The organism is Micromonospora parastrephiae (assembly GCF_016802865.1).
Taxonomy (GTDB): Bacteria; Actinomycetota; Actinomycetes; order Mycobacteriales; family Micromonosporaceae; genus Micromonospora; species Micromonospora parastrephiae.
The window spans coordinates 17,101-38,072 of sequence record NZ_JAEVHM010000014.1 but is presented as its reverse complement, the minus strand read 5'-3'; the positions used below and the strand labels follow the sequence as shown (position 1 = coordinate 38,072).

At 69.7% G+C, this 20,972-nt stretch carries 22 protein-coding genes and 1 pseudogene; 12 read left to right on the top strand and 11 right to left on the bottom strand.

Features of this window, described 5'->3' with window-relative positions:
• Positions 1-43: 43 nt before the first annotated feature.
• Both JNW91_RS05510 and JNW91_RS05505 read right to left on the bottom strand, forming a co-directional pair.
• Positions 44-274, bottom strand: coding sequence for a DUF397 domain-containing protein (locus tag JNW91_RS05510; protein WP_203173839.1), 231 nt, complete (start codon positions 272-274; stop codon positions 44-46).
• Entirely contained in the window at positions 267-1,157 is an 891-nt protein-coding gene (locus JNW91_RS05505) for a helix-turn-helix domain-containing protein (RefSeq protein WP_203173838.1), read from the bottom strand. The genes JNW91_RS05510 and JNW91_RS05505 overlap by 8 nt, the downstream gene beginning before the upstream one ends.
• A gap of 198 nt (positions 1,158-1,355) precedes the next feature.
• On the opposite strand from JNW91_RS05505, the gene JNW91_RS05500 reads away from it, so the two are divergent.
• The 6 genes from JNW91_RS05500 (at position 1,356) to JNW91_RS05480 (ending at position 6,256) form a co-directional block, all read left to right on the top strand.
• Positions 1,356-1,754 carry a hypothetical protein gene (locus JNW91_RS05500; RefSeq protein ID WP_407664262.1) on the top strand — a complete coding sequence of 133 codons (399 nt, stop codon included), beginning with the start codon at positions 1,356-1,358 and terminating at the stop codon, positions 1,752-1,754.
• Positions 1,736-1,909, top strand: coding sequence for a hypothetical protein (locus JNW91_RS33845; protein WP_407664261.1), 174 nt, complete (start codon positions 1,736-1,738; stop codon positions 1,907-1,909). Before JNW91_RS05500 ends, JNW91_RS33845 begins: the two co-directional genes overlap by 19 nt.
• Before the next feature lie 233 nt (positions 1,910-2,142).
• Positions 2,143-2,637: a hypothetical protein gene (locus tag JNW91_RS31920; RefSeq protein WP_238424409.1), complete on the top strand. Its 495-nt coding sequence runs from the start codon at positions 2,143-2,145 to the stop codon at positions 2,635-2,637.
• A gap of 262 nt (positions 2,638-2,899) precedes the next feature.
• Positions 2,900-4,774 (top strand): adenylyl cyclase, encoded by a 1,875-nt coding sequence (locus JNW91_RS05490; RefSeq protein WP_203173837.1) that lies wholly within the window; start codon positions 2,900-2,902, stop codon positions 4,772-4,774.
• A 145-nt stretch (positions 4,775-4,919) separates the two neighbouring features.
• Entirely contained in the window at positions 4,920-5,066 is a 147-nt protein-coding gene (locus JNW91_RS05485; protein ID WP_203173836.1) for a hypothetical protein, read from the top strand.
• Positions 5,066-6,256: a YeiH family protein gene (locus JNW91_RS05480; RefSeq protein WP_203173835.1), complete on the top strand. Its 1,191-nt coding sequence runs from the start codon at positions 5,066-5,068 to the stop codon at positions 6,254-6,256. The genes JNW91_RS05485 and JNW91_RS05480 overlap by 1 nt, the downstream gene beginning before the upstream one ends.
• Positions 6,257-6,337: 81 nt before the next feature.
• Here JNW91_RS05480 and JNW91_RS31915 read toward each other — a convergent pair whose 3' ends face one another.
• On the bottom strand, positions 6,338-6,487 hold the full coding sequence (locus JNW91_RS31915) for a hypothetical protein (protein WP_238424408.1): 150 nt from the start codon (positions 6,485-6,487) through the stop codon (positions 6,338-6,340).
• Between the two features lie 69 nt (positions 6,488-6,556).
• Complete coding sequence (locus JNW91_RS33085; protein ID WP_255544994.1) at positions 6,557-6,691, bottom strand: hypothetical protein; 135 nt, start codon at positions 6,689-6,691, stop codon at positions 6,557-6,559.
• A gap of 912 nt (positions 6,692-7,603) precedes the next feature.
• Here JNW91_RS33085 and JNW91_RS33480 point away from each other — a divergent pair.
• The 4 genes and pseudogenes from JNW91_RS33480 to JNW91_RS05460 form a co-directional block, all read left to right on the top strand.
• Positions 7,604-8,002: pseudogene (locus JNW91_RS33480) on the top strand (discoidin domain-containing protein); the annotation flags it as partial.
• A gap of 75 nt (positions 8,003-8,077) precedes the next feature.
• Positions 8,078-8,797 carry a galactose-binding domain-containing protein gene (locus tag JNW91_RS33475; RefSeq protein WP_309244249.1) on the top strand — a complete coding sequence of 240 codons (720 nt, stop codon included), beginning with the start codon at positions 8,078-8,080 and terminating at the stop codon, positions 8,795-8,797.
• Positions 8,798-10,065: 1,268 nt separating this feature from the next.
• Entirely contained in the window at positions 10,066-11,376 is a 1,311-nt protein-coding gene (locus JNW91_RS05470; protein ID WP_203173834.1) for a helix-turn-helix domain-containing protein, read from the top strand.
• A 314-nt stretch (positions 11,377-11,690) separates the two neighbouring features.
• A complete protein-coding gene (locus tag JNW91_RS05460; RefSeq protein ID WP_203173832.1) occupies positions 11,691-12,953 on the top strand; it encodes a helix-turn-helix domain-containing protein in 1,263 nt (420 codons plus the stop codon).
• Here JNW91_RS05460 and JNW91_RS05455 read toward each other — a convergent pair.
• From JNW91_RS05455 to JNW91_RS05445, 3 genes are all read right to left on the bottom strand, one after another.
• Positions 12,943-13,809, bottom strand: a complete 867-nt coding sequence (locus JNW91_RS05455) for a metallophosphoesterase family protein (protein ID WP_203173831.1) — start codon at positions 13,807-13,809, stop codon at positions 12,943-12,945. The two genes, JNW91_RS05460 and JNW91_RS05455, sit on opposite strands and share 11 nt — an antisense overlap.
• Positions 13,810-13,882: 73 nt before the next feature.
• The gene (locus JNW91_RS05450; RefSeq protein ID WP_203173830.1) at positions 13,883-14,176 is read right to left on the bottom strand and encodes a hypothetical protein; all 294 of its coding nucleotides are present in this window, start codon (positions 14,174-14,176) and stop codon (positions 13,883-13,885) included.
• Positions 14,170-14,490 (bottom strand): hypothetical protein, encoded by a 321-nt coding sequence (locus JNW91_RS05445; RefSeq protein ID WP_203173829.1) that lies wholly within the window; start codon positions 14,488-14,490, stop codon positions 14,170-14,172. The genes JNW91_RS05450 and JNW91_RS05445 overlap by 7 nt, the downstream gene beginning before the upstream one ends.
• 189 nt (positions 14,491-14,679) lie before the next feature.
• Between JNW91_RS05445 and JNW91_RS05440 the strand changes: the two genes are divergently transcribed.
• Positions 14,680-15,531, top strand: a complete 852-nt coding sequence (locus JNW91_RS05440) for an alpha/beta fold hydrolase (RefSeq protein ID WP_203173828.1) — start codon at positions 14,680-14,682, stop codon at positions 15,529-15,531.
• 89 nt (positions 15,532-15,620) lie between these two features.
• Here the strand turns inward: JNW91_RS05440 and JNW91_RS05435 are convergent, their stop codons facing one another.
• Genes JNW91_RS05435 through JNW91_RS05420 form a run of 4 tightly spaced genes read right to left on the bottom strand, consistent with a single transcriptional unit; the run spans position 15,621 to position 19,224 of the window.
• Positions 15,621-16,637: a methyltransferase gene (locus tag JNW91_RS05435; RefSeq protein WP_203173827.1), complete on the bottom strand. Its 1,017-nt coding sequence runs from the start codon at positions 16,635-16,637 to the stop codon at positions 15,621-15,623.
• A gap of 42 nt (positions 16,638-16,679) precedes the next feature.
• Entirely contained in the window at positions 16,680-17,126 is a 447-nt protein-coding gene (locus JNW91_RS05430) for a hypothetical protein (protein WP_238424407.1), read from the bottom strand.
• Positions 17,123-18,496: a selenium-binding protein SBP56-related protein gene (locus tag JNW91_RS05425; RefSeq protein ID WP_203173862.1), complete on the bottom strand. Its 1,374-nt coding sequence runs from the start codon at positions 18,494-18,496 to the stop codon at positions 17,123-17,125. Before JNW91_RS05425 ends, JNW91_RS05430 begins: the two co-directional genes overlap by 4 nt.
• Positions 18,493-19,224: an ABC transporter ATP-binding protein gene (locus tag JNW91_RS05420; protein WP_203173826.1), complete on the bottom strand. Its 732-nt coding sequence runs from the start codon at positions 19,222-19,224 to the stop codon at positions 18,493-18,495. Before JNW91_RS05420 ends, JNW91_RS05425 begins: the two co-directional genes overlap by 4 nt.
• A gap of 336 nt (positions 19,225-19,560) precedes the next feature.
• Between JNW91_RS05420 and JNW91_RS05415 the strand changes: the two genes are divergently transcribed.
• Positions 19,561-20,736, top strand: coding sequence for an LLM class flavin-dependent oxidoreductase (locus tag JNW91_RS05415; RefSeq protein WP_203173825.1), 1,176 nt, complete (start codon positions 19,561-19,563; stop codon positions 20,734-20,736).
• Positions 20,737-20,972: the final 236 nt, after the last annotated feature.

Here is a 20,972-nt window from a genome sequence, read left to right as displayed (position 1 = left end):
TCCGCGTCAGCGCGATACCCCGACATCGCTGACGCCGTGTCGATCATGCATGGCAGCCCTCGCACACGACGTGGTCAGCCAACCGCTGGGTGTCGACCGACGCGACGAACGCCGTCCAGGCGGCCGGGGAGAAGCGCAGCACCGGACCCTGCTGGTCCTTCGAGTCGCGTACCGGCACCACGCCGGGAAGGTTGGTGGCGACCTCGACGCAGTTGCCGCCGTTGCCACCGCTGCGGGTGCTGGTGCGCCAGACCGCGCCGGTCAGGTCAGTCATGCTGTACCTCCCCGATGACCCGCTTGATCATGTCCGTCGATTGTGCCTCATCCAGAGCGAGCCGCTCCAGGCTCCGCCACACCCCGTTGAACGCCGCCAGTTCCTCGGGCTTGTCGAGGTACAGCGCGCCGGTGAGCGATTCGCTGTAGGCCACCGACGGTTCCGGCGCGCCGTGACCGCTGTTGGTAGGTGGGAAGTCAAGAATCACGAACGAGCCCGCCACCGCCCCGGCGTGCGGGCCCGCGATGAGCGGCAGCACACGCACACTGACGTTGGGCATCGTTGCGACCTCCAGCAGCCGCGTGAGTTGCCCGATCATCACGTTCCGACCAGCGACCACGCGGCGCAGCACCGCCTCCGAGAGCACCGTCTCCAGGCGCGGTGGCCGCGGCAGGCGTCGAGTCAACAGAGCCTGCCGTTGCAGGCGTACCTCCACCAGGCGCTCCCGCTCGTCCTCAGTGATCGACGGTTGGTCAAGACGCGCGAGGCCGAGGGCGTACAGGCGGTTCTGCAACAGGCCGGGTACCAGGGTCTCCTCGTACTGCCGCAGATGCGAGGCGGCGGACTCCAGGCCGACGTACAGCTCGAACCAGCTCGGCACCGCGTCGCCGTAGGCGTGCCACCAGCCCTTGGATCTCGTCTCGACGGCCAGGCCGCGCATCGTCGCGGTCATCTCCGGCGACACGCCGTACAGCTCGCACATCGCCCTGACGTCGAGCACCCGGACGGAGCCGGTGCCGCACTCGATGCGCCAGATCTTCTGCCGGCTGTACTCCAGTGCCTCGGCGGCGGCGTCGAGTGTCACCCCGGCTTCGTTGCGGTACTGCCGCAGCAGCGGGCCGAGTTGTCGGCGCGGCACGGTCGATCCAACGCCCTCCGCCATTCGTGTACTCCCTGATTCCGTGCCGCGACGCTGCGTCACATCGTTCTGCAACACGTACGTGGTCCAGCAAAGAATGTCAATGCACAGGGGCGAAATCGGGGTTCAGGACGTTGCACCGCGCTCCGCGCCGAGTACAGCGGCCCCTGCTCGCGTCGTCCGTACCGCTGAGCGGTCCGGCCAAGGCGTTATCCTGCGCCGGTGGACGTCACGGCGCAGGGCGAGCGGCTGGCCGCCGACCTGGACCGTTGGCTGGCCGACCTGACGTTCGTCGACCTGGACACCGACGAGGTCACCGCGCGGGTGATCGACTCGGTGGTGCGGTGGGCCGAGGCGCAGGGCTGGCGGGTCTACCGGCGCGCGCCCAGCGTCCTGCCGTTGCCGCCGCCACTTCAACAGCGGCACTCGGTCCTCGACGTGGCGTGCGCCCGGCCGGACGGCCCACCGGTGGTCGTGGAGGTCGACCACACCGACCGGCCCGGACGGTGCAGAAGCTCAACGCGGAGGCGGAAGCCGGTCGTGTCCCGATCTGGGTGCGGTGGGGCGCCGGCCGTTTCACCGTGCCGCCACCGCCGGTGCGGATGGTGGCCGTCGAGGTGACCCGGCGCGCCGGCCCGGCCGGGCGCGGGCGGCTGCACAGCCGCACCGGCGAGCGTCCGGCGCCGGAGCATTCGACCGCCGGCGGCACGGTGGCCACGCAGGCGCTGCCGATCCCGCTGACCGACCCGCTTCCGGGCCCGGGCAAGGACACCTGAAGCGAATCGTAAGCGGGGGCCGGCAGAGTTCTGGGTGTCACCGGAGAACGCGACCGACACCCAGGAGATTCCGATGCGCAAGCTCATCAACTCGACCTACATCACCCTGGACGGCGTCATCGAGAACCCGATGTGGACCGCGCTGTACTTCGACGAGGAGGCCATCAGCCTCGCCGGCGAGCAGACCGACGAGGCGGACGCGATGCTGATGGGCCGGGCGCACCTACGACGGCATGTCCGTCGCCTGGCCGCAGCAGGACGAGAGCGACCCGAACACCGGCGCGGCGTACTTCAACAACGTCAAGAAGTACGTCGCCTCGACCACCCTCACCAACCCGACCTGGAACAACACGGAGGTGCTCCAGGGCCCCGCTCGGCGAGGGGGTGAGGTGGGTGACGGCCAGGTCGAGCTTGCCGTCGCGGCGGGCGGCCAGCCCGAGGGTCGTCTCCGCGGAGACCAGCGCGTTGGGGGAGTCCTGCTCCTCCGCCAGGCGGTACGCGCGTTCGGCCAGCTCCCGGGCCTGCGGGTAGTCGCGGATCTGCACCGCCAGCCACGCCAGCCAGGACAGCTCGGTGCCGACCTGCGGCCACAGGCCCAGCTCCTCGGCCCAGCGCAGCCCTTCCCGGTGCAGGGCGGCGGCACGTTCGTGCTCGCCGCGCATCTCGGCCAGCCCCCCCCCGGCTGGCTGGCCCGGATGATCGACGAGTTCCTGAGCGAAGAGCCCTAGCGGCGAGTCACCCGGTCGATCATGGACTTGCGGTGGGCGTTATGGCAACCGAAGGCGGTTTTGTACACCACCACAACTCCATGATCGACCCGATGGGTGGGGTGGTTCGTTCTGCGCGGTCATGGCGTGCGGCTGATTTAGCGGGTAGAAACATGTCGACCCCTTCGGCCTCGCCCCATCTTCGGCCGTGGAGGTCAGAGAGCGCTCTCACCGCCCCAGCTGCCCCGGAAGCACGATCCGGCCAGCGGAGAGGACGAACCACATGACAACCCCGTCCACCCGGGTACGCCGCAGGTCCCGTCGTACCCTCCTCCTTGCCCTGCTGGTGACCACCACGATTACGACGACCAGCACCGCCGCCACCGCCGGCCGCCCCACGTACGGCGCTCCCGACTTCGGCCCGAACGTGACCATCTTCGACCCGTCCATGCCGGTCGGCGAGATCCAGCAGACCCTCGACGCCGCGCACGCCCGGCAGGTCGACAACGAGATGGGCACCGAGCGGCACGCCTACCTGTTCAAGCCGGGCACGTACGGCACGACCGAGCAGCCGTTGCAGGCCAAGGTCGGCTACTACACCGAGGTCTCCGGCCTGGGTGCCGCACCCACCGACGTCACGGTCAACGGCAAGATCGAGGTCTACAACCGTTGCCTGGCCGACGGCGGCACCGGCAACTGCCTGGCGCTGGTGAACTTCTGGCGCACCCTGTCCAACCTCTCGCTCACCATCAACGCCGCCGGTCAGGACGGCTGCCGGTCGACGGCGAACTTCTGGGCGGTGTCCCAGGCGGTGTCGATGCGCCGACTGAACGTCACCGGCGGTGGACTGTCGCTGATGGACTACTGCACCGCCGGCCCGCAGTACGCAAGCGGCGGATTCATCGCCGACTCGCGGCTGCCGGCCACCACCAACGGCTCGCAGCAGCAGTGGTTGACCCGCAACAGCGAGGTCGCCGGCTGGTCCAACGCGGTGTGGAACCAGGTCTTCGCCGGAGTCGAGGGAGCGCCGGACGACGCCACGTTCCCCGACCCGCCGTACACCACCCTCGACACCACTCCGTTGAGCCGGGAGAAGCCGTACCTCTTCGTCGACGACAAGGGTGGGTACAACGTGCGGGTGCCCGCCGCGCGGCGCGACAGCCGGGGCATCTCCTGGGCGGACGGCGTGACGCCGGGGCGGAGCATCCCGATCCGCGACTTCTTCATCGCCAAGCCGTCCGACCCGGTGCACGTCATCAACAGCCAGTTGGCGCGGGGCAAGCACCTGCTGCTCACCCCCGGCACGTACGACATCGCCCGCAGCATCGAGGTGCGGCGCCCCGACACCGTCGTGCTGGGCATCGGGCACGCGACGCTCACCGCGGTCAACGGCGCCATCCCGCTGGACGTCGCGGGCGTCCCCGGGGTGATCGTCGCCGGTGTCACGATCGACGCGGGGCGGGTCGAGTCGCCGGTGCTGCTGCGGGTGGGTCGGCAGCACGGGCGCAACGCCAGCAGCCCGGCCAACCCGACCACGTTGTCCGACGTGTACTTCCGGGTCGGCGGCCCGCACATCGGCCGGACGAACACCGCCCTGGAGGTCAACAGCGACAACGTGCTCATCGACCACACCTGGGTGTGGCGCGGGGACCACGGCGTCGAGGGCTTCACCGAGGGCGTCAACGGCGACACCGACCGCTGGCGTACCAACACCGGCCGCTACGGCGCTGTCGTCAACGGCGACCACGTGACCGCCACCGGCCTGTTCGTCGAGCACTTCCAGCGCTACAACACGCTCTGGAACGGCGAGTACGGCACCACGATCCTGTACCAGAACGAGCTGCCGTACGACCCGCCGACGCAGGCCGACTGGATGAACGGGCCGGGCGAGGGCTGGGCCGGGTACAAGGTCGGCGACCAGGTGCGCCACCACACCCTGTACGGCGGTGGCGTCTACGTCTTCAACCAGAACAACCCGTCGATCCACACCGAGAACGGCTTCGAGGTCCCGAACAGGCCGGGCGTGAAGCTGCACCACATCATGACCGTCAACCTCAGCGCCGGCACGATCGACCACGTGGTCAACGGCGTCGGTGACGCGGCCGACATGACCAGGGTCGGCACGCCGGTCTACCTCGCGGAGTACCCGACTCCGTAGCGACGAACGACGAACGTACCGGACGAGGGGTCGGAGCCGAGATGGCTCCGACCCCGTTGTTGTGGGGCGGAGAATACGGTCTTGATTTCCTATCTTCCCGATAGAAAACTCGGGCAATACCGATCGGTCCCTGTGGAGGTACGTCATGACCACTGATCCGTCACCGTCCACCCCACCAACAGCCGGGGAGTCGAGGCTTGCCTTCAGTGAGGACTGGGCGGCGACCATCCTCGGTCTGGGCCTGCTCGCTCTGGTCCTGCTCGGTGCCATCCCCGCCGGGCTGGTGCCCTGATGGCCGCCGACGTGACCCGTGCCGTCGACGCGCCGGTCGACGCCGTCGAGCCGAAGCCGGACAGCCGGCCGCCCGCGACCGTCGACCCGGCCGGTCCCACCAGCACGGCGCGCGGCGGCGTGTTCTGGGCCTGGACGACGCTCGGTCTGGTGATCGTGGTCGGCCTCGCTGCGCTCACCCGCTATCTGGAGCAGAACGTCCCGGTTTGGGCCGACGGCACCGCCGTCGAGGACATCGGGGCGGCGATCGAGTACCCGGTCTACGCGATCCTGCTCGGCCTGCTCGGCAATTTCGCGGTCACGCTGCTCGGGTGGCGCGACCGGATCGCCGCGGCGTTCCGCACCGAGTTCTTCATCAAGACCGGTCTGGTGCTGCTCGGTGCGTCGATCAACCTGGCCGTCATCGCCAGCGCGGCCGGCCCGGCGATCGCCCAGGCGATCTTGCTGATCAGCGGGGTCTTCCTGTTCACCTGGTGGTTGGCCGGCCGGTTCGGGCTCGACGACAAGCTGCGGGCGTTGCTCGCCTCGGCGGTATCGATCTGCGGGGTCAGCGCGGCGATCGCCGCCGCCGGCGCGGTCCGGGCGCGCCGGGAGCAGTTGGCCTACACGGCGAGTCTGGTCATCGTCTTCGCGCTGCCGTCCATCTTCATCCTGCCCTGGCTGGCCGACGTGTTCGGGCTCTCCGACGCGGTGGCCGGCGCCTGGATCGGCGGCAACATCGACACGACCGCCGCGGTCACCGCGGCCGGGGCGCTCGCCGGCGAGGAGGCGCTCCAAATCGCCAGCATCGTCAAGGTCACCCAGAACGCCCTGATGGGCGTGGTCGCCGTGGCGCTCACCGCGTACTTCACGCTGCGGGTGGAGCGGCGGCCCGGGGCCGCCCGACCGGGCCTCGGCGAGTTGTGGCGGCGTTTCCCCAAGTTCGTCCTGGGCTTCATCGCCGCCTCGGTCATCGCCACGTGGTACCTGGACGCGGCGGGTGCGGACGGCAAGGCCACCGTCGCCATCGTCAACGACCTGCGCGTATGGTTCCTCATCCTGGCCTTCGTCAGCATCGGCCTGGAGGTCCGGGTGGCGTCCCTGCGGGAGGCCGGCTGGCGGCCCGTGGCGGTGTTCGCCAGCGCCACCGTGTTCAACCTGGCGCTGGCGCTCGGCCTGGCGTCGCTGCTCTTCCGCAACTTCTCGGCCTGAACGGGCGTCAGCCCCGCCCCTCGACGTTCGAGGGGCGGGGCGCTCGACTACTTCCGCTCCACTGGCCATTAATTTCATCGATCAGTCGAACTCTTGCGGGATGGCGACCACTGCTGCCACGATGACCGTCAATGCCTTCCGTCCCGAAGGAGTGGTCGTCATGGCGGTCTCCCGCCGCAGGTTCGTCACGTCGGTGCTGGCGGGGTCCGCCCTCGCCGCCGCCTCCACCACCGATCTTCTCGCCAGCCCCGCGCACGCGGCCAGTCCCCCCGGGGACGTGGTCGGCAAGGTGACGGTCGGCTACCAGGGCTGGTTCAGCGCTCCCGGCGACTCGGCGCCGATCGGTGGCTGGTGGCACTGGAGCCGCGACCGGTTCCAGCCGCCCTCGCCCGCCAACACCACCATCGTGTCCTGGCCGGACATGCGGGAGTACACGCACAGCTACCCCACCGCCTACCCCAACCTCGGCAACGGCTCGCCGGCGACCCTCTTCTCGTCCTACGACCAGCAGACGGTGGACACCCACTTCCGGTGGATGCAGGAGTACGGCTGCGACACCGCGGCGCTGCAACGGTTCAACCCGATGGGCGGCGAGGGCCCGACGCGCGACGCCATGACCCAGAAGGTCCGCTCCGCCGCCGAACGCTACGGCCGCAAGTTCTACATCATGTACGACGTCACCGACTGGCTGAGCTTTCAATCGGAGATCAAGACCGACTGGACGACGAAGATGGCGGCGCACACCGCGTCGTCCGCGTACGCCCGGCAGAACGGCAAGCCGGTCGTGTGCATCTGGGGCTTCGGTTTCAGCGAACCCAGCCGACCCTTCACCCCGGGGCCGTGCCTGGAGGTCGTCAACTGGTTCAAGGCGCAGGGCTGCTACGTCATCGGCGGCGTGCCCACCTGGTGGCGGCAGGGGATCGAGGACTCCCGCCCCGGCTTCCTCGACGTCTACCACGCGTTCCACGCGATCTCGCCGTGGATGGTCTACCGGGCCCGGACCGTGGAGGAGTTGGACTCGTACTACAACAACGTCAACGTCGGCGACATGGCCGACTGCGCGGCACGCGGCATCGACTACCTGCCCTGTGTGATGCCCGGCGACCTTGCCGGGGGGCACCGCAAGCACGGCGACTTCTACTGGCGGCACATCTACAACATGGTCCGGCTCGGCTCCCAGGGCCTCTACGTGTCCATGTTCGACGAGTACAACGAGGGCAACCAGATCGCCAAGACGTCCGAGACCCAGGCCACCACCCCGGCCGCGCGAACATCCGCGCCCTGGACGAGGACGGCGTCGCCTGCTCCGCCGACTACTACCTGCGCATCACCGCCGACGGCGGCCGGATGCTCAAGGGTCAGCTCGCGCTCACCGCGGTGCGTCCCACGCCGCCGATGGTCGGCACCCCACCCCCGCCCACCGGCGGAAACCTGGCCGCCGGCCGGCCCACCTCGGCGAGCAGCCAGGGCGGCGGGTTCCCGGCGTCGAACGCGGTGGACTCGAACGCCAGTAGTTACTGGGAGAGCGGTGGTGGATCCTTCCCGCACTGGTGGCAGGTCGACCTCGGCGCCAGCCATCAGGTCAACAAACTCGTGGTGCGGCTGCCCGCCGGCTGGGGCGCGCGTACCCAAACCATCACCGTGCAGGGCAGCGTCGACGGCGGTTCCTTCAGCACTATCGCCCCGGCCGCCGGGTTCGCCTTCGACCCGGCGACGGGTAACGCCGTCACCCGCACGCTACCGACCACCACGGCCCGCCACATCCGGCTCAGCATCGCCGGCAACACCGGCTGGCCAGCCGCGCAGCTCGCCCAGGTCGAGGTGTACGCCGGGAGCACCACACCGGACAACCCGCCGACCGCGCCGGGCGGCCTCACGGTGACCGGCCGGACGGCGACCAGCGTGTCGCTGGCGTGGACGGCCTCCACCGACGACACCGGGGTGACCGGCTACCAGGTGCGCCAGGGCGGCGCGGTGGTCGCCACCGTCACCGGCACCACGGCAACCGTGAGTGGGCTCAGTGCGTCCACCTCGTACACCTTCACGGTCACCGCGCGCGACGCCGCGGGCAACACCTCCGCCGCGTCCAACACGGTCACCGTCACCACCGACGCGCCGGCCAACGCGGACCTCGCCCGGGGACGACCCACCACGGAGAGCAGCCACGTTCAGAGCTACGCGTCGGGCAACGTGGTCGACGGTGACCCGAACAGCTACTGGGAGAGCGCCAACAGCGCGTTCCCGCAGTGGGTCCAGGTCGACCTGGGCGCGACCCGCACGGTCGGGCGGGTGGTGCTGAAGCTGCCGCCGTCGTCGGCCTGGGGTAGTCGGACGCAGACCATCGCCGTGCAGGGGAGCACCGACGGGGGCAGCTTCGGCACCCTCGTCGCGGCGGCCGGACGGACCTTCGACCCGGCTACCGGCAACCAGGTGTTGCTCACGTTCAGCGCGGCTCAGGCCCGTTACGTGCGGATCACCGTCACCGGCAACACGGGGTGGCCGGCCGGGCAACTGTCGACCCTGGAGGTCTACGCCAGCTGATCGAGGCTCGGGCGGCCGCCGGACGTCGTCCGGCGGTCGCCCCTCACCCCGTGAGTGGGCGCAGCGCACGGGCCTTGCCCGGTCAAGGTCGTTCAGACAGCGGGGTGCTCCACCTTGACCGGGCAGGCATCATCCACTCCACGGATGTGCGGACGAAGGCCGACGGGATGGCCAAGGGGCCCAGCAAGGCATAAGGCAGCAATTCGAACACCGTTGATCGGACTCGCTGGGCGCATCATGATGCTTTTGATGTCCCAGTGGTGCGCGCACTGCTCAAGGCGTCGAGCTGCAGGGTCAGACTGAGTTCACCGAATAATCCGACGAGCACGTTTAGGCTTGCAGATGGATCGTAACTCTTCCACATGTGGATAATCGAGTCGGCAATTTCGCCTATGGTCTTAACCGTCAAAGCGCACAGGATCTGAATATCGTCGGACCTTGCTCCGGAGTGGAGGATGCCGATGATTGATGTATCTCGCCGCTGTCCCGCGCGGCCCCTTCCTCAAGACCGCTGCTACTACGTCTAGCTCGTAGAGCGTCCGCCAGCGTGCGTACTCACCCCCAGGAAATCCAGCCCGCAGCATCGCGCAAACCTCATGGCCGATGCCAACTGATCTCGAAAGTAGAGCCGAAGCTGCGTATTGGACCGGGTGAGGAGGGCGCTTCGAATGTTGAAACCGTCCTGTAGTCAGAAGTCGAGTCGCTGCGTAAGTGATTGCGAGTATCGAGTCTAGAGCCCTGAAGGCGAGAAAAAATTTCTCGCCGAGATTCCGTTCTAGCCCTGCTCTGCTTTCCCATGTGCGGTCTGCAAGACCTAGCAGGTCATCTTCGAACTCCGCGACGGAATCCTCTATCAGCCGGAAGAATTCGTCGTCATCGTCCGATGCCGCTAGGTCATGCTCGGTAGATAGGGTCAGGTCAAGCAGTGCTTGAACATACCCATCGTAGGGATCAGCGGCCATGCACTGATCATGCACTAGGTTGCTCGATCGGGCCTCCCCATTTCGGTGTCCACGTCGGACTCGGGCCGAGTCCTCTGAGCCCAACCCTCGTTCCGGTTCGTCCGAGGAATCTTGGATCGTCCGGCGCACCTCAGGCGACTGGCCGCTGACTGTCGGCTGCACCTGCCCGGCCTCGGTCTGCCACACCCGTTGGCCGCACCTGCCTCCACGGCCAGGAGCTGCGCTGCGGGGCTCGGCCGATGTACTGTCCGAAGTGGCAATTGCCGGCAATGGCGGTTGCCTACCGCGGCCCCGTCGGGAGCAGTGATGTCCGAATTCGCCTCGCCTTTCGCCGAACAACTCAGGACACTGATCAAGAGTCGCGGAGTAAGCTATCGTGCGCTGGCTGGAAGGACTTTCTACAGCAAGAGCTACCTCCACGACCTCGCTTGCGGTCGGAAGACGCCGACCTTGAACACTGCGCAGCGTTTGGATACTGCTTTAGGAGCGGGCGGGATGCTGGTTGCGCTTGCCGTAGTCCCTGGCGCTGAGAAGGAGTGGGCGGTCACCGATGGGATGCGGTGCGATGCGGAACAGCTCGCCGACCTGCTGGTCACGCGGACGCCCAGCTCTGAGAACGCTTCCGCGTTGGCCCATCAATGGCTGATCACCGAGCCACCACAGCGATATGAACTGAGCGCGGGCCGGCGGGTCGGGAACGAGGCGGTGGCTCGCATCGAAGATCGAGTCCGTCAGCTTCGACGGCTGGACGACCACGTGGGCGGTGTAGAGACCTACAAAATGGTCTCCGCCGAGTTAGCCGCCACCGCCGACCTGCTTCGCGAGGGCAGCTATCGGGAAGCAGTAAATCGGAGACTGCTCGTCGTCATCGCTGACCTCTGTCAGTTGGCGGGCTTCGTCGCCGAGGACTCTGGCCGGGTCGCTGAAGCGCGTCAGCATTATCTGAATGGGATGCGGGCTGCACATGCTGGTGGCGACACTGCCAGTGCGGCCAACTGCCTCAGCAGCCTATCCTATCTTGAGGCGAATCTTGGCGACCGACGCGAGGCAGTCACCTTGGCTCGATCGGCGTACGTCGGTGGCCGGCACGCGACCGAAGCCACCGGACACGCCCTACTGCTGGAGCGGCTTGCCTGGGCGCACGCACGAATGGGTGAGGCGAATCTTGCCGAACGAGCACTAAGGGATGTCGGGGAGGTCTATCAGCGCTGCGACCTGGACGACGCCCCTTCATGGGCGTACTGGTTGACCCACGATGAGGTTCAGGTCATGGCTGGGCGCGTGTGGACTGAGCTGCGCCGTCCGCTTAGGGCGGTGCCCATCCTAGAGGGTGCGATTGCTCGCTACGGCGACGACTCTCCACGCGAGACCTCGTTGTATCTCAGCTGGCTCACGGAAGCGCTGCTGCAGGCCGGAGAGCTTGAGCACGCTGTGGTCGCGGCGGGTCGGTCCGTGGCTCTGGCGCGCTCGGCGCGGTCGCAGCGCGCCGTTGACCGTATCGCTGAGCTGGGTCGCATGATCGTCGCCGTTAAGGACAGGACGCGCGCTGCGGACGAGTTCCTGGAGCTGTCCGCCGACCTGTCCGCCGCCGCAGGCGGACACCTCGGAGGACAGTAGCGGACGCGATCCGTCTGGATCGTGGCCAATGATCGTCACAGGCTGTCACCTAGGTATCGCTCAAGGACCTGCCAGCAGGTCTTAGCGTGCCGGGTGCGACTGCCAACTCCTTCACGTGCACGTCGCGCCCCGATCCGTGAGGTGGGGGATGAGCGGCAGACGAACCGGGCGAGGCGACGAGCCGGCGAGCAAAGGTGAACAGTCAGAGGTGGCCGAGCGGGAGGCTGCCAAACAGCGCCTGCTCGCCCAGGCCGAGGCGGAGCGCGTACCCGTGGAGGACACGACTCGCGCGGTCCCGGACCGGCGGTGGCGGCGTGACCAGCGATGACATTCCTATCGGCCGCCGCGTGGCGAACTGGCGGGTGCGGCGGTCGATGACCCAGCAGATGCTCGCCGACCGGCTGCGCAGGTCGAAGTCCTGGGTGGACAAGATCGAGCGGGGCGCCCGCACTCTGGACCGGTACTCGGTGATCCAGGAGCTGGCCCACGTCCTCCGGGTCGACCCCGAGGTGCTGCTCGGCCAGCAGCGCAGCACACCTGCCGGCACGACAGACGGGGTCGACGGCATCCGGGCCGCTCTCGCCCGCTACGACATCCCGCAGGCTCCACCGCCGACGGACGAGTTGAGACGGCAGGTTGGGCATGCCTGGTTGACCTACCAGCACGCGCACTACGGGCAGTTGGTGCGCCTCTTGCCGGGCCTGCTCAACGCCGCCCAGGGCGCGTGGTCGGCGGAGTTGCTGGTGCAGGCGTACCGGATCACCTCATCGCTGCTGGTCAAGCTCGACGAGGCCGACCTCGGGTGGCTGAGTGCCGATCGGGCGATGGCCGTAGCGGGTGGGGACCCGGTGCTCGCGGCGACAGCAGCCATCTCGGTAGGCCAAGCACTGCGTGCGCAAGGTCAGGACCACCTGGCCCTGGCCGCGCTGCTCCCCGCCGCCGACCGCGTCCTTCCACTCTCGTCCCACCCCGATGATCAAGAGGTTAGCGGGACTTTTGGAGATCAAACCGCCCCCAAACCTCTTGATCACCGGGGTGAGGGCGATCACGGGGGAGGAGGTGGTCATCGGGGTCAGGGCGATCTTCGGGAGTGGGCGGTGGGTGGGACGCTGCTGCTCCAGGCGGCATTGGCCGCTGCCGGCTGCGGCGAGAGCCGCCGCGCCGATGAGCTGACCGACCGGGCCGCGGGAGTCGCCGCCAACCTTCGGGGGTACGACGACCAGCACCACACCAGCTTCGGGCCGGTCGCCGTCGAGGTGGCGCGGGCGTTGGTGGCGGCGCAACGGGGTGACGCCGCCGAGGCGCTACGACGGCACTCGACTACGGTGCGGCGGGAGGGCTGGCAGCGGTTGCCGGCCGAGTATCGGGGCGCGCACCTGATCGACGTCGCGCGGGCGTACCTCCAGGTGGGTGACCTGCGCGGGGCGGCACGCGCCCTGGTCGACGCGGACAGCATCGCGCCGGCCGAGGTCCGGTGCCGGCCGTTGGCGCGTACCGTGATCGCCGATGTTGCGCGCGCGCAGCCGGCACCGGCCGGCGTGGCGCGTCTGGCCACGTTGGTCGGCCTCACCCGCTGACGGACGAGCGCCGGCGCGCGTCGTCCGCCGGATGGATGGTGCGCACCGGGTCGGGTACTGGCCCGCGCCGCCGCCACTCCCGCGGGTAGCCGAGGGAGACCTCCTCGAAGCGCACCCCGTCGTGGAACGTGGTGCGGGGGATGTGCAGGTGCCCGTAGACCACGGTGGCCGCCCCGAACCGTAGATGCCAGTCGCTGGTGCGCACGGTGCCGCACCACTGGGCGAAGAGCGGGTACCGCAGGATGTCGGTGGGTTCCCGTACCAGCGGGTAGTGGTTGACCAGCACCGTCGGCAGCGCCGGGTCCCGCTCGGCCAACCGGCGCTCGGTCTCCGTGACCCGGGCGGCGCACCACGCCTCACGGCTCGGGTACGGGTCGGGGTGCAGCAGCGCCTCGTCGGTGCACACCACCCCGGCCTCGTACGCCAGGTCCAGTGACTCCTGCTTGGTGCGCGCCTGCGGCACCCGGAACGTGTAGTCGTACAGCACGAAGAGCGGAGCGATCGTGGCCGGACCGCCCACGCCGTCCCACACCGGATACGGATCCTCCGGGGTGACGACCCCCAGCCGCCGGCACAGCCCTACCAGTTCGCGGTAGCGGGCCTCACCGCGCAGAGGCACCGGGTCGCCCGGGGGCGTCCACAGCTCGTGGTTGCCCGGCGCCCAGACGACCTTCGCGAACCGGCTGCTCAGCAGTGCGAGCGCCCACTCGATGTCGGCGTACCGCTCGCCCACGTCGCCGGCCACCAGCAGCCAGTCGTCGTCGTGGTCCGGGCGCAGCTCCTGGACGAACGAGCGGTTCTCCGGGTAGCTGACGTGCAGGTCACTGACGGCCCGCAGCCGGGGCGGAAGGCTCACGACCCGAGGTTAGGCCGTCGCGGCCCGATCGGTACAGCCCTGTCCCGCCGTTTCGTGGCGCCAGCGGGCACGGTCAACAGAACCAGCCGTCCTGCACCCAGCCGCGGCGGTTGATGTGCCCGTAGGCGAAGCCATAGACGTAGCCGCCGCTGCGGGGACCTTCGACGAGGAATGTCTGGCCCTGGTAGAGGGTGCCCATCCAGGCGCCGTTGGGCTGGGTGCGGACGAACAGGTCGCTCGCGCACACCGTCTCCCGTTGGCCGATCGTGCCGTTGGCGGCCTGGGCCGGGGAAGGCATGGCGAGTGTCGCGGCGACGATCCCGGCCAGCAGGGCGGCCGTCGCCCGGGTGCGGCGTCGGCTCACCATGAGTCGTACCCGCCGATGCACTCGGCGCGCAGGTAGCCCCAGTCGTTGGGGCCGAAGTCGAACGACGCGGCCCACCCGTTGTAGACCGGGTGCGCGCCCGGTGTGTGGCCGATCCTGTTGCCGTAGGCGAGGGTGCGCTTGAGGCCGGTGGGGCCACCGGCGGAGTCGTAGTTGGCGTAGAAGCTTGCGCTCTGGCAGACCACGATGGCGTGCCGTGGCACCACCGGGTCGGCGTGGGCCGGCGTGGCGCCCAGCGCGGCCGTGGCCGCTCCGACCGCCAACGCGGCGACCCCCGTGCGGATTCGTCGAGGCATGCCCACCTCCCGTACGCGCGAAACTTTCCTACCGGCAACCCTAGCGAGAGCGTCGATAAATGTCGATGGGATGGACCGCTTGTGCCGTCGACCGTCGACCCGGGCGGGCGCTGTCGGCGGCCGGCATATCCACCGTCCCCCCGGGAAAGCGACGGCGTCCGACAGCCCGAACCGGAGCAGGAGACGAACATGCCTTTCATCACCGTGGGTACCGAAAACTCCGCGCCCATCGACCTGTACTACGAGGACCACGGATCCGGTAAACCGGTGGTGCTGATCCACGGTTTCCCGTTCAACGGCGCGACCTGGGAAAAGGTGACCACACAGCTGCTCAACGCCGGATACCGGACGATCACCTACGATCGGCGCGGCTTCGGCAACTCCGCCCAGCCGACGTTCGGGTACGACTACAACACGTTCGCCGCGGACCTCGACGTGCTGATGACCGAACTGAATTTGAACGAGGTGACCCTGATCGGTCACTCGATGGGCACCGGCGAGGTGATCCGCTACCTGGGCAACTACGGCTCCCAGCGAGTCAGCCGGGCCGTGGTGCTCAGCCCGCTGCAGCCGATGCTGGCCAAGGCCAAGGACAACCCGGAGGGCGTCGACACGAGCCTCTTCAAGGGTTTCCAGCAGGCCATCATCAAGGATCGCTTCGCCTACCTCACCCAGTTCTGCGACGCGTTCTTCAACTACAGCGAGAACAAGGGCAAGCTGGTCAGCGAAGAGGCGTACCGGGCGCACTGGCAAATCGGCGCAATGGCCTCGGCCAAGGGCACCCATGACAGCGTGGACGCCTGGCAGGAGGACTTCCGGCCCGACCTGCCGAAGGTCGACGTGCCGCTGCTGATCGTGCAGGGCGACAAGGACAACGTGCTGCCCTATCCGGTGACCGGCCAGCGGCTCGCGCCGATGATGCCGACGGGCCAGCTCATCACGCTCAAGGGCGCGCCGCACGGTCTCCCGTGGACCAACGCCGACGACGTCAACAAGGCGATCATGGACTTCATGAAGCAGCCGGCCAACGCTCGCGCCTGAACCGTCCCGGTAGCCGATCGGACGCCAGCGCCGCCCGGCGCCGCGACACCCGGCCCGCGGTTCGCACCGGGGCCGGGTGTCGTCCGAGGTCAGGGCCGGCGGGCCAGCACCGCGCCGTTGGCGCCGGGCGCGTCGAACGGCACCGTCCGCACGTCCACGAAACCGGCGTCGGTGAGCCAGGCGGCGTACTCGGCGCCCGAGTAGTTCCGGCCGCCCTCCGTCTCGACCAGCATGTTCATGCCCATCAGGGCCGCCTCCGGCGGGCCGGTGCGCTCATCGTTGAGCAGCAGTTCGCAGATGACGATCGCCCCGCCGGGCGGCAGCGCCGCGTGGCACCGGGCCAGCAGCGCCCGGTTCGTCGGCTCGTCCCAGTCGTGCAGGATCATGCTGAGCAGGATCACGTCGTGCCCGTCCGGCAGCGCCGGGTCGGCCAGGAAGTCGCCGGCCACCGCGTCGATCCGACCGCTCAGCTCGGCCTCCGCGATGCGCTCCCGCGCCCGTACACAGACGTGCGGCAGGTCCAGCACGGTCGCCCGCAGGTCGGGCAGGCGGTGGCAGAACTCGATCGGGAAGGCGCCGGCCCCGCCGCCGACGTCGAGGAGCCGACGGTGCGCCGAGAAGTCGTACACCTCCGCCAACGCGGCGGCGGTGAAGCTGGACGTGGAGTACATGGCGTCCCAGAACTGCGCCAGCATCTCCGGATCCGTGGTGTCGAACATCGACTGCTGCGCCTGCGGATCCCAGGTCAGCGGCCGGTCGGTGCGTAGCGCCTCACCGATGCGATGCCAGGGCAGATAGGTGCGCAGGTCGGAGTAGCGGACCTGAGCGCCGAAGTAGTACGGGCTGCCTTCGACAAGGAACTGCTCGGCCAACTCGGAGTTGCGGTAGCCGTCGCCGGCCTTCTCCAGCAGGCCGAGCGAGGCGCTGGCGGCCAGCAGCAGGTCCGCCGGGCGGTCGGCCAGACCGAGCTCGGCGGCGGCCTGCTCGACGGTCATCGTCCGACCACCGGCGAGCCGCGTGAACAGGCCGAGTTCGACGCCCACAGCGAGGGTCTTGAACCCCCACACGCCGGCCACCAGGCGCATGAGGGGAGTCGGAGTGATCATGTGGGCATCAGATCACAATTCTTCTCCGTCCACGATGGGCGGTCACGCGCGCAGCAGCGTGACCAGTCCGGCGGTCACCAGCACCCCGGCCCAGAGCCGGTCGACGTTGAACCACGCCCGACGCAGCACCCCGACGCCGAGCACCTGGTAGACCAGCATCGCCACGACCAGGGCGGTGCCGAGCATCGCGAGGGTGTGCACCCCGGCCGCGGCGAGCCCGGGCAGCGCACCCATCGGCGCGGCGGCAAGGTGACCGGAGTGGCCCCCGGGCACCGGCTCGGCCACCAGCAGCGGCAGCAGCATCAGCCCCGCGCCGTGCGCCGAGGACATGAGGAACGACCAGCCGGTGAGCTGCGCCGAGGACAGCCGCATCCCGGCCCAGCGGAAGTGCCGTTCCGAGAGCAGCCGCCACAGCCCGAAGGCGACCAGCAGCACGCCGCCGACCACCGCCAGGGCGGTGCTGGCCGTCACCGACCGGGTCGCCGTCACCAGCGCGGCAACGATCCCGACCGACGCGAGATGCGGAAGAACCTCTCATCGGGGGTGAGCCCACCGGCCTCGACGTCCACGTCGAGCTTGGCCAGCCAGGCGCCCACCCCGTCCGGGTAGAACTGGTCGTCCCACGCGCCGTAGAGCGAGTTGCTGACGTAGACCCGTCGGCCGTCCCGGCTCACCTCGACCATCTGCGGGCCACCGGCCAACGCCTCGTCCGGGGCGGACGGGTGCGCCGTACGACGGACGACCCCGCCGAGGCGCACCGAGCCCGTCTGCACCGGGTGCAGGGGGTCGCTGATGTCGTACTGGCGCAGCTCGCCGGTGCCCCAGCAGGAGACGTAGAGGAATCGGTCGTCGACCGACAGGTCGATGTCGGTCACCAGCGGCGGCACCGCTCCGAACGGTTTGAGCAGGTCGGGCAGATCCGCCGGGTCGGCCGGTTCGGCCGGGATGTCGATCACCTTGGTGACCGCCCAGGCGTCGCCGTCCCGGTGCCACAACCAGACCGAGGCGGACAGGTCCTCGACGCTGATCACGACTCCGACGAACCCGTAGGACTTCGACGGGTCGTGCGCCGGGCGTAGCTCCAGCGGCATCTGGTACGCGTCGCCCAGGTCCACCCGTTGCAGGTGGTGGCGTTTCGCGAGGTCCCAGAAGTGGATGGCGTGGCCGTAGCGTCGGCCCAGCAGCAGCTCACCGATGATGCCGTCCTCGATCATCGACGGGGTGCCCCACTCGCTGGTGACCAGCACGTCCTGGGTGAGATGCCACCACAGGTCGTACGCCAGGAACTGCGGTCCCCGATCGGCCTCCCACGCCCCGCGTACCTCGAACGTGGTGTGGTCGAGGACGGCGATGCCTCCCGGCCCCTCCGCGCCGTCCGCGCCACCGAGAGCGGAGAGGTAGATGCCGTCCGGGCCACAGTGCACGGTGTGCGGCCGGGAGTAGCCGGCCCGCTTCGCCAGCTCCTCCGGGCCGATGACCTTGACGATCTGCGGCTGGCGTGGGTCGGGCTGCGTGTCGATGACATGGATCCGCGACGACCGCAGGCCGGGCACGATCAGGTAGCGACGCTCGACGTGCGGGTGCGGGGCGGTCGGGCAGAGCGCGCTGCTGCACGCGTTCCAGCCGAAGTGGTGCAACTCGTCGCCGACGTAGGGCAGGTCGGTCCAGCCGACGACCCGGCCGTAGTCGGGGGAGTCGGGGTCGGTGTCCAGCACCACGATGGCGTCCGGACGGCTGGCCGTACGGTCGAAGGCCGCCACGTAGGCGAGCTTCTCCGCCGGTGCGGTCACCGCCTCGCGGGGGGAGGGGTAGAACGTGGGGTCGGGGGTCCAGCGGGTCGTCGCGTCTCCGCTCGTCAGGTGGTGGGAACGCCGAGTCGGTCGAGCAGGTGGCGGCGCAGCGCGCCGAAGGCCGGATCGTCCGGCGTACGGGTGGGAGCCAGGTCGACGGGCAGGTCCGCGGCGATGCGGCCCTCGTCGAGGAGCAGGATCCGGTCGGCGAGCAGCAGCGCCTCCTCCACGTCGTGGGTGACCAGCAGGGCGGCGAAGCCGTGCTCGGCGCGCAGCCGGCGCAGCAGGATCTGCATCCGCAGTCTGGTCAGCGCGTCGAGGGCGCCGAACGGTTCGTCGAGCAGCAGCAGGTCCGGTTCGCGGACCAGCGCCCGCGCGACGGCCACGCGTTGCGCCTGCCCGCCGGACAACTCGGCCGGCCAGGCGCGGTGCCGCTCGGCGAGCCCGACCTCGGCGAGCGCCCGCCGGATCCGCCCGGCGGCGTCCGCGCCGGACAGTCCCAGCCCGACGTTGTCCGCCACCCGTTTCCAGGGCAGCAGCCGGTGTTCCTGGAAGACCACGGCGGCGGTGCCGTGCACGACGCTGGTCCCGTTGGCCTCGCCGTCCAGCCCGGCGAGGATCCGCAGGAGGGTGCTCTTGCCGGAACCGCTGCCGCCCAGCAGGGCGACGACCTCGCCGCGTGCGATGGTCAGGTCGACACCGGCCAGCACGACCGTCGGCCCGAACGCCCGGCGCACCGCGTGGGCGGTCAGCACCGGCGTCGTGCCGTTCAGGTGGCCCGCAGTCCGCGACGCCATGTCAACATCCTCCTCTCCAGGACGCGCAAGGCAAGGTCGGATATCAGCCCGAGCAGCGCGTAGACGAGCAGGCCGAGCACCCGCCAGCACGGCCGTGGCCAGACGACGGCGGTACGGGGGAGGGCTGATCGAGGGGGTACGCATGACGGCTCCTTGGGTTGGACAGGCGTGCCGGGCCGCTCCGACCGGCGTGAGTGCGTGGGCGGTAGCCTACTAACCCGATAGGTTTTATGGGTAGGCTGTCGGCGGGATCGTCCCACCCCTCAGGAGGTGCCCGCCTCGCCGCGTGCGCCGACCGCACCCCGCTCCCGCCGCGCACTGGAGGAAAGAGCCACCATGACCCTCACTTTCCACTGGTTCCTGCCCACCAACGGCGACAGCCGGGACGTCGTCGGCGGCGGACACGGCGTACCGACCGGTGCCGCCGGCGGCGCCCGCCCGGCCAGCGTGGCCTACCTGGGGCAGATCGCCCGCACCGCCGAGCAGCTCGGCTTCGTCGGCGCGCTCACCCCGACCGGTGCCTGGTGCGAGGACGCCTGGCTGAGCACGGCGATGCTCACCGAGGTGACCGAACGCCTCAGGTTCCTGGTCGCCTTCCGACCGGGGCTGCTGGCGCCCACCCTCGCCGCCCAGATGGCCTCGACCTTCCAGCGGCTGTCCCGGGGCCGCCTGCTGCTCAACGTGGTCACCGGCGGCGAGTCGCAGGAGCAGCGCGCCTACGGCGACTTCCTGGACAAGGACGCCCGGTACGCGCGCTCCGACGAGTTCCTCCACGTGGTACGCGCGCTGTGGCGGGGTGAGACGGTCGACCACACCGGAACCCACCTGCGCGTCGAGCAGGCGCGGCTGCACCGGCTGCCCGACCCCGTGCCGCCGGTCTACTTCGGTGGCTCGTCCGCCGCCGCCCTGCCGGTGGCGGTGCGGCACAGCGACGTCTACCTCACCTGGGGCGAGCCGCCGGCCCATGTCGCCGACAAGCTGGACCGGGTCCGCGCGCTGGCCACCGACGCCGGGCGGGAGCTGCGTTTCGGCATCCGGCTGCACGTCATCGCCCGGGACACCGCCGAACAGGCGTGGACACAGGCTCGCCGCCTGCTCGACGGCATCGCCGAGGCCGACATCCGGGCGGTACAGGACGGGCTGCGCCGCAGCGAGTCCGAGGGGCAACGCCGGATGCTCGACCTGCACGGCGGCTCCGTCGACCGACTGGAGGTCGCGCCGAACCTGTGGGCCGGCGTCGGGCTGGTCCGGGGCGGGGCCGGCACCGCCCTCGTCGGCAGCCACAGTGAGATCGCCGACCGGATCGCCGAGTACCACGCGCTCGGCATCGACGAGTTCATCCTCTCCGGCTATCCCCACCTGGAGGAGGCGTACTGGTTCGGCGAAGGTGTGCTGCCGATCCTGCGCGACCGCGGACTGTGGCGGCACCCCGACGGCCAGCCAGGAAGGGCCGACCACGTCGACATCCCCTTCGCCGGGTCGCCGGCGCCGGAGCCCGCCGCGGCCCGCTGACTGGGCCGACCCGCGGCGGTGGACGCCGCGCCTAGCCGGGTCGCCGGCCATCCGCCGGCCGACCCGGGCCGCAGCGAGACTTACCACCGTGCTGCCGGCCGCCATCCCGACCAGCACCAGAACCGCCCCGACCGCCCACAACCCGCTGTCGTCGGTCGACGCGGCCCGCCACGACCAGGCCGCCGTGAAGGCCACCGTCATCGCCGGCGCCACCACCCACGGACTGAGGCGTGTAC